Origin of the sequence: Mesorhizobium sp. M1423 (assembly GCF_040317575.1) — a bacterium.
In the GTDB taxonomy this organism is placed as follows: Bacteria; Pseudomonadota; Alphaproteobacteria; order Rhizobiales; family Rhizobiaceae; genus Mesorhizobium.
Genome location: NZ_JAMYKU010000058.1, coordinates 1 through 7,693 on the forward strand (window position 1 = coordinate 1; position 7,693 = coordinate 7,693).

10 protein-coding genes are annotated in these 7,693 nt (G+C 57.9%); 3 read left to right on the forward strand and 7 right to left on the reverse strand.

What is annotated here, in order from left to right:
• The 3 genes from NKG95_RS33635 to NKG95_RS33645 form a co-directional block, all read left to right on the forward strand.
• On the forward strand, positions 1-380 hold a 380-nt coding region (locus NKG95_RS33635), incomplete at its 5' end, for a GspH/FimT family pseudopilin (protein ID WP_353043803.1).
• Positions 377-760: a prepilin-type N-terminal cleavage/methylation domain-containing protein gene (locus NKG95_RS33640; protein ID WP_353043804.1), complete on the forward strand. Its 384-nt coding sequence runs from the start codon at positions 377-379 to the stop codon at positions 758-760. The genes NKG95_RS33635 and NKG95_RS33640, both read left to right, overlap by 4 nt.
• A gap of 125 nt (positions 761-885) precedes the next feature.
• Positions 886-1,479 (forward strand): type II secretion system protein GspJ, encoded by a 594-nt coding sequence (locus NKG95_RS33645; RefSeq protein WP_352849627.1) that lies wholly within the window; start codon positions 886-888, stop codon positions 1,477-1,479.
• Positions 1,480-1,502: 23 nt separating this feature from the next.
• Here NKG95_RS33645 and gspG read toward each other — a convergent pair whose 3' ends face one another.
• From gspG to NKG95_RS33680, 7 genes are all read right to left on the reverse strand, one after another.
• Complete coding sequence (gene gspG / locus NKG95_RS33650) at positions 1,503-1,961, reverse strand: type II secretion system major pseudopilin GspG (protein ID WP_353043805.1); 459 nt, start codon at positions 1,959-1,961, stop codon at positions 1,503-1,505.
• Positions 1,958-2,455: a prepilin peptidase gene (locus NKG95_RS33655; protein ID WP_353043806.1), complete on the reverse strand. Its 498-nt coding sequence runs from the start codon at positions 2,453-2,455 to the stop codon at positions 1,958-1,960. The genes gspG and NKG95_RS33655 overlap by 4 nt, the downstream gene beginning before the upstream one ends.
• 2 nt (positions 2,456-2,457) lie before the next feature.
• Positions 2,458-4,584, reverse strand: coding sequence for a type II secretion system secretin GspD (gene gspD, locus NKG95_RS33660; RefSeq protein ID WP_353043807.1), 2,127 nt, complete (start codon positions 4,582-4,584; stop codon positions 2,458-2,460).
• A gap of 584 nt (positions 4,585-5,168) precedes the next feature.
• Complete coding sequence (locus NKG95_RS33665) at positions 5,169-5,519, reverse strand: hypothetical protein (protein WP_352849623.1); 351 nt, start codon at positions 5,517-5,519, stop codon at positions 5,169-5,171.
• A gap of 20 nt (positions 5,520-5,539) precedes the next feature.
• Positions 5,540-6,484: an RHS repeat-associated core domain-containing protein gene (locus NKG95_RS33670; RefSeq protein ID WP_353043808.1), complete on the reverse strand. Its 945-nt coding sequence runs from the start codon at positions 6,482-6,484 to the stop codon at positions 5,540-5,542.
• A 38-nt stretch (positions 6,485-6,522) separates the two neighbouring features.
• On the reverse strand, positions 6,523-7,485 hold the full coding sequence (locus NKG95_RS33675) for a transglutaminase family protein (RefSeq protein WP_353043809.1): 963 nt from the start codon (positions 7,483-7,485) through the stop codon (positions 6,523-6,525).
• A 29-nt stretch (positions 7,486-7,514) separates the two neighbouring features.
• Positions 7,515-7,693, reverse strand: a 179-nt coding sequence (locus NKG95_RS33680; RefSeq protein WP_353043810.1) for an RHS repeat-associated core domain-containing protein, incomplete at its 5' end; no start/stop codon positions are given.

Genomic DNA, 7,693 nt, shown 5'->3' on the forward strand with positions numbered 1-7,693 from the left:
TCGCGGCCATTGCGGCTCCAGGCATTGCCAGAAATTATCGAACCAAGAATCTGGAACGTTTGTCGAGCGAGATCACCACGCGACTACGCCTGTCACGCACGTCTGCAATCGCCACCGCCAGGCCGAAACAGATCGTCATCGATCCTCGCGCCGGCGCGATCCGCTTCGATGATCGAGACACGCTCGTCCTGCCCGAAGACGTCGAGATGACTGTGACAACGGGCCTGGAAACTGTGGCTGCGGATCGGCAGGCGACTTTGACATTCCTCCCGGACGGCAGCGCTTCCGGGCTGGACCTCGATCTGCAACGAACAGGCCAGACGGTGCGGATCGAGGTGAACTGGCTGACCGGGCTTGCGACGCGGCGGAAACTACCATGATCTCGCAGGCAAACCCACATTCTGGTGAAGACGGGTTTTCGATCCTGGAGATGATCGTCGCGATGACGATCCTAGCGCTTGTTCTTGGTATCGCGAGCCAGTCGATCGTGATGGCGAGCCGCAGCATCTCGGTTGCGAAGGCGCAGGTCGAAGCCGCTCGCGCAGTACGTGCGATGCTGGCCGATTACCAAGCCAATGCCGGGTCGAACTCAATTCCCTCCGATCCCGCGCAGCCCGGCTGGAGCGTGAAAACCCGCACGGTTGAGATATCGAACGCGAAACTAACAGCGATTATCATTGAGAGAACCGGCCCCGCTGGTGCCGGGCGTGGCGAGCCGTTTCTGACGTTTGTTCCCGTCCAGGATACGAACTCTCAATGAGCCGCCCCTCCGATGTTTGCGGGCAACGGCCAGGGTTTCTCTTCCTCAGACCCAACTTCGAACCGCGCCGCCCTGGTGGAGTTCGCAAGTCATCGGCATCGGTCGAGGGATTTGCGCTGATCGACGTGCTGGTCGGGCTCGCGCTTGCCGGCGTGATTTCCTCGCTGATGATTGTCTTTCTCGGACAAGCCCGCACGATGATGCGCATCGAGAAGGCAACCGAGATGCAGATGGAGGTCGATGCTGCCTCGCGGTTTCTTGAAATGGCAATCAGTCATGCGGAGCCGCTGCCGTTGTCAAAATCGTCACCGGACAATGTGATCTATCTCAGCGGTGAGCCGGCCCGGATCGAATTCAACGGCGTTCAGGCGATCGGCTTCAGGTCCGCGGCGCTGCGGGAAATCGCCGTTTCGCTTGGAGGCGAGGATCAAGCCGAAGACACTCTGGCCATCGTCCAAAAACCACGGCGTGGCAGCGAAAGCAGCAAACCGACCGAGAACCAATCTGTACGACTGATTCCCGGCGTGACCGCCATAAAGTTCGAATATCTCGACGGCTCGACAGAAGCGTCTCTATGGTCGGACAGCTGGAGCTCCCAGCGCCGCCTGCCGGCCGCCGTGCGGTTCACGATCTCGGTCGATCGGGACGGCGCGACCTACTCATCCGCAGGTTTTGCGCGCCTCGAGTTGGCAGATACCCAAGCGCAGCCCACGAACTGACTATCTACGATCCGGAATGTCGGTCAGTTGGTGATGTCCTGATCTTCGCCATTCCCGTCGGGCTTGCCGTCGCGGCCGAAGGTGCGGATCATCACACCGCTCGCATCGGCCTTCACCTCGTAGGCATAAGGTTTCCCCCAAGGATCACTCAGCCCGGTGGTCCCCTTGAGGTACGGCCCATTCCAGCGCTCTTCGCCGGCAGGCGCCGTCACCAGCGCAGAGAGGCCTTCCTCCGAAGTCGGATATTTGGCGTTATCAACATAGTAGAGTTCGAGGGCGCTTTCGATGTTGCGAATTTGCGCCTTGGCCGCATTGGTCCTGGCCGAGCCGAGATAGCGCAGAACCTGCGGGGCAGCGAGCGTGGCGATCAGCGCGATGATGGCGAGCACGACCAGAAGCTCGACGAGCGTAAAGCCGCTTTCACGATTTTCGCATTCACGGAGGTGTTTTCTCCTTGGTCGAATGAAACGGAGAGAAGTCATTGGAGTAGTCCCATGTTCCAACCTGCAAATTGTTCCAGCGCCCAGGTGCAGCCGAGGCCCGCAGCGATGAACGGGCCGAAGGGGACGCGCACCCGCGCCGCAGCCGGTCCGAGCGCGACCACCTGACCACCGATGAACAGCAGAGCGCTTGCGCTCGCTATGAACAGCAAGACCGGCATAAGCAGCGGGCTGATCCAGCATGCGGCGGCGCCAAGCATCTTCACGTCGCCGAACCCAAGACCGATCCGGCCGGTAATTGCGAAATGACCATGACGGATGAGCCAGACAGCAGATAGGGTTGCAACTGCGAATAGCATTTGGCTCAGAAGCTGGTCCGCATGCGTCGTCATCTGGAAGGCAAGGCCCGTTCCGGCCAGCGCCAAATTGAGTTCATCGGGAATGATCAGCCTTCGGAAATCCGCGGCTGAAATGGCGACAAGGATTGCCGTCAGAGCGATCGTCGCGGCCAGCACGAGAGACAAGTGCGCGTCCATGATCAGTATTTCAGTCGTTTGAGATTCTGTTGCAGTCGGGTTCCGCCGCGGCGCTGCTGGATCGGCGTCTGCAGGCTGATCTTGCCGCGGAATTCGTCCGTGACCTGGCGCGCCTCGTTAATGTCGCGGATAACGCGCGGGCGAATGAAAATGATCAGCTCGGTCCGCCCGATGCTGTCGGTCTTGTGCTTGAACGCGTTGCCGATGATCGGGATATCGCCGAGGATCGGCACTTGGCCGCGGTCGACATTGTTGCGTTCCTGAATGAGCCCGCCAAGCGCCAGGCTCTCGCCGTCATTGACCAGCACGCGGGTCTGAATCTTGCGCTGCTGGATGGTCGGTGAATCGATGCCGGAGCTCGTCGTTTTGGTCACGTTGCTGACCTCTTGGCTGATATCGAGCATGACGCGGCCGGCATTGTTGATGCGCGGCGTCACCGTGAGAATGACGCCGGTGTCCTTCATCTCGACCGAATTGACGATCGGCGCGTCGGCGGTCGATGTTCCCACAGCCTGCTGCGTGATGATCGGCACCTGATCGCCAACCTGCAGGATCGCCCTCTGGTTGTTGAGCGCCATGATGGTTGGCGCCGATATCACATTGACGTCGGTGATGCTGGCGAGTGCGTTCAGCGTAACCTGGATGTTGTCGGTCGCGTAGGTCCAGCCAAAACCGGGGAAGGTCGCGCCGGTGAAACCGCTGGCCACGTCGGACAGCGAGATCTTCATACCATTGTTTTCGAAGAACCAGCGAAGCCCGAATTTCAGTTCGTCGTTCAGCGTCACTTCGGCGATCACCGCCTCCAGCATCACTTGCGTCGGCAAAACGTCGAGCTTGGTCAGGATATGCTCGATGCGATCATAGTCCCGTGCCGTGGTCTGTATCAGCAGCGCATTGTTCTCGACATCAGCCACGACCTTGGCGTGGGTGGGAGACTGTTCGTCTGGCGCCAAAACGAGCGAGGGGGACGGGCCGGTCAATGGCACCGGCGTTACGCCATCCGATTGCAAGGCGATCGGCGTCATGTCGGGCGACACGTTCGCGCCGGCCGTCTCTTCCTCGGTCTTGACCGAAGTGCCGAGCACGGAGCTCAGCACCGCAGCCAGTTCCTTGGCCGGTCGGTTCTGAATCTCATAGACGAAGAGCTGGTCCTCGTTGGTCTCGGCCAGCTTGTCGAGCTTGCCGATCCACACCGCAGCGCGGCTGAGATAGGCCGGGCGCGAGGTGATCACCAGCACCGAATTCAGCCTGTCGTTGGGAATGAATTGGATGACCTTGGCGCCAGGGCCGTTCTTGGTGCCGAAGATCGAATCGAGCTCAGAGGCAACGGCTTCAGGCTTTGAGGTTTTCAGAGGATGAAGCGCGACCGACATGCCGCGCATCCAGTCGACGTCGAACACCGAAACCGCTTCGCGAATGGCATCGAGATCGCTGTTGTTGCCTGCGACCGTGATCAGATTGCGGGTGGAATCGACTCTGAGCACTGAGCCTTGTCGCGTGATCGGCTCGAGGATGGTCTTCATTTCGTCAGCCGCGATGTACTGCAGCTGCAGCACCTGCACCTTGATGCCAGGGCCGGAGGGCGAGACCGACGGCACACTGACGGACGGCGTGCTGGACATGATGTCGGACAGCGGAACGATCTGGTACGTGCCGGCGCGTTTGGTGATCCCGGCATTGTTTACGGCAAGTGCGGATTCCAGGATATCGACCAATGCATCCTGCGATACAGGTTGCGACGTCTGCAGCGTCACCGTCCCCTGCACGCGCGGATCGACGATGTAGTTGAGATGCAGCGCGTCGCCAAGCACGGCTTTCGCCGCTTGTGCGACAGGTGCGCTGACCAGATTGAGCTCGAATTGACCAGAACCATCCGCCGTTACTTGGGCGATTGGCGCGCCAGACGACACAAAATTGCCGGAGCCCTGATACTGTGCACCGGAAAAGCGTTGGGCCTCGCCTGCCGCAGTTAGGGGATGAGAAGCGTTATACCCCGCCCGCAACGGCGAGTTCTTTGCATGCAGGCTATCAACGGTTTCGGTGAAAAAATCCTTGCCCGACGGAGACGTGCAGCCTGCGCATGCGAGCAGCATGCACACCACGACGCAATTACTCAGATTGATCGACATCCGCCCGATTCCCCTAGGTTTTTAGTCTAGGGCTTGTTGGGGACGAGCGTTGGAATTGCTGGCGTTATTTCGGCTCTGTCCACAGGGTAGGTGAGTGGCCATTAGTAGGACCGGCTATCGGGTGTCATCCGGTGCGGGCAAGACCAATTTTGTCGGCCGAAGCACGGAGCCGCGTGGGCCGACAAGAGATGATCCGAATTGGGTGAAGTAATTGTTTCTCTTACCTACCTGCCGCGTTTTCCTTTTCACCATTTTTTCCGGTTTGCCCGGCAATCCGGAAGTGCGTCGCGGCCGACCGGCCTACCGATACTCTCGGCCTCTCGATCAAATCGACTAGCCCGCAAACGATGACAGCCTAGCTTCAAATCCGTACGCGCAGTCGGTTCACCTGCCAGCCGCAGCGCGCGTTTTTGGCAAGCGCGCGCCGCTTGCCATTCGTGCCGGCCGACGTCAGGATCAGTCGCACACGGTTCTGCATCAGGCACAACGCTCAGTTCCAGACATCAGCGAGGTGGTAATGCAGTCCCGTCACCGTAAAGCACAATTCCCACCCACTATAATTCCACCAAACTATTTAGACAACTCTATCGTTCAATCACGATACCGGAGGCAACCGATTCTACGAAAGAGCAACTCTTCGCAACTACCTCGAATTGAAAGTCGCTTCCGCTTAGCATAAATACATAGCTGTTAAAGGTTCCATCATACCCGATACCTTCTTCACTGATAAGAACCTTGTCATATGGAAGTTTGCTCTGCTTGTCTAGCCTGCCGTTCACAAAAATAGACAAGCAGAATGTGAAGTATATCTCTCCTACCAGCGCGATGCCGTTCTTCTTGTAGTCGAATTGCACTTTGGCATTAGAGCCAGAGTAACAGACGCCAAAATCACCATAGCCGCTTGAGTCGAAAGGCAGTTGTAAGAATTCTCTCATGGGACTTTCCTGCATAGAATTTACCAAAGCCCGGTCGCTCGTCCAATCGCGCCTAAGAGCCCTCCACCAGATGAACTTGCGCCCTGTTCAGCCTGGCCTGCTCCAGACGCCGCGTCGCTAGTTGGCTTTGAAACAGTTTGACCCGGAGATATTTCGTTCCTCGCAAGTTGGGCACGCAACCGATCCATGGCTGCTTTGTCTTTCGTTTTGTCAATCAAACTCCATTGTGAACGGGGTATGCCTGCGCGTTCCAATGCGGTAGCGGTTCTCGTATTCATAATATAGCTCTTTCCATTCAAATTGCCTATTTCGACCGCAATATCCGTGGCTCTAACTTTACCGCTGGAGATAGCTGACACCAGATCGCCGATTCTGCTTATTTTACTGCCTACCAACTGGGAATATTGCGCCTTACCGATGCTACTGAAACTTTCGGTATACGTCTTTTGAGCATAGCTCAAACCACCAACCGACACGCCTACTTCCGCTGCGGCCACTTCAGTCGCAAGCGTCGTTGCCGCGGGAGCGCGCGTAAACATGCCCAAAGCGAGGCCCGGTGATATTGCGGCGACCGCAGGGGCCGCCATCATCAACCCTGTTTGGGCGGGATGTTCGAGTGGATTGTAGTCATAGCCTGGGTAGCCAGAGCAATAGCAATCCGGCCCGGGGTAATAACCGCCCATTGGGTCAACGTATTGATGTCCGTTCGAATCGCTTTTGTTGATCGGGTCGTTGCCGGAATAAGAATATCGGTTCGTTCCTATGCTGGGCAGTGTTGGATCCAGCGTGTCTGGCGAGACAAAGCGTGCCGCCTGAACATCCGATCTAGCACTTTGCTTCAGCAAATGAGGCCGAAACGCCGCCGAAGAGTAAGCACCGGCTGTCCCGGTAGTCATCATCGTGATGGCCAACAGCACCACCAGCATGCGTTGGGCAATCTTATCGCCGAACGATTTTCTCGTCATACAGAGTCCCCGCCCCATCAATCTGCTCGAATCGGTGTCTAATTCAGCTTCGGGTCGCGCCAGCCGAGCGCTTCGGCTTTAGCAAAGGCTTCTCGATTGGCCCGGTAGAGATCATTCGCATAGGCGATCGTGTCGGCCGGAATGTCGCTTTGCCTCGGGTACTTTTGGATGATGTTGGCGTCGAGCAACCGGTAATAGGCCGTGCCCTTCTTCACCAATGTATAGGCATTGGCCGGATAGGCTTCGATCAACACATCGGCGACTGCAACCGCCTCGTCGTAGCGCCCACTGGCGATGAGATCGTCGAGGATCGGCGTTGCGACGATCGATAGTGCCTCGCGCTGCGAGAGCGTCTTGAGGTAAACCCCGTTGGTGATCGCCTCGTCGGTCATCGGCATTTTTTGCCGGTACCACGCATCACGCGTAAACCCCGCGCCGCTGGTCGTCTCGAGATTCCAGGTCCTGCCCGTCGCGTCGTCTGTGAATTTCACGAAGATATGCAGCGGCGCGGTCGAAAGCGTTACATCAAGGCCGAGACGCTTTCCCAGTATGAGGAAAAGAGCCGGCATCGAGACGCAATTGCCCTTTCTCGTCGCGAGATAGTTGGGCAGCGACTGCGAGCCGGGTTTCTGGCCGTAGGGATCTGAAAGATCATATTCAAACTGCCGGCCATTGTTCCACCAGCCGCCTTCATAGAGGAAGGTGCGCAAGGCCTTCATCTTCTCCATGCTGCTGGAAGCAGCCTCCGGCGGCAACGTATCGAGCATCTTATTGAGCGTCACCACCATGCTGTCGATTTCAGCGATCCCGGCAGCCTTGTCGATCGAGGGATCGACGAATTTGTCAACCGCCAGCTTGGCGCGGGCAAAGTCGGCTTTACCGGCGGGCACATTAACCAAGGCCCGGACAAAAGCCGCCGGGTTCGATCGATCGATATCGTCGGCCCTGGAGAGGTTGCCCACGGCCAGGATCAGAAGTAGAGCGGTTGCCAGCTTGATCACGCTTCTAATCCTTGTGCCCTCCCTCCCGATCATGGTGAGGTCCTGTCCTCGGCGCCCTCTGGATCCCTGGGAACGAACCTCCCCAGCACCGGATCCATGTATCGTGCATTGAGGTAGAGCAGTCCGGTCTCGGGATCGAAGCGCTCGCCGATATAGGATTTTTGCGTCTGGAAACCGGTGTTGAGGCGCTCGCCATAGCTGGCGTAGT

Bases quoted from the DNA above. Each gene is read 5' to 3' on its own strand.
- NKG95_RS33665 (WP_352849623.1), bottom strand. From the start codon at position 5,519: ATGAGAGAATTCTTACAACTGCCTTTCGACTCAAGCGGCTATGGTGAT.
- gspD (WP_353043807.1), bottom strand. From the start codon at position 4,584: ATGTCGATCAATCTGAGTAATTGCGTCGTGGTGTGCATGCTGCTCGCA.
- NKG95_RS33670 (WP_353043808.1), bottom strand. From the start codon at position 6,484: ATGACGAGAAAATCGTTCGGCGATAAGATTGCCCAACGCATGCTGGTG.
- NKG95_RS33655 (WP_353043806.1), bottom strand. From the start codon at position 2,455: ATGGACGCGCACTTGTCTCTCGTGCTGGCCGCGACGATCGCTCTGACG.
- gspG (WP_353043805.1), bottom strand. From the start codon at position 1,961: ATGACTTCTCTCCGTTTCATTCGACCAAGGAGAAAACACCTCCGTGAA.
- NKG95_RS33640 (WP_353043804.1), top strand. From the start codon at position 377: ATGATCTCGCAGGCAAACCCACATTCTGGTGAAGACGGGTTTTCGATC.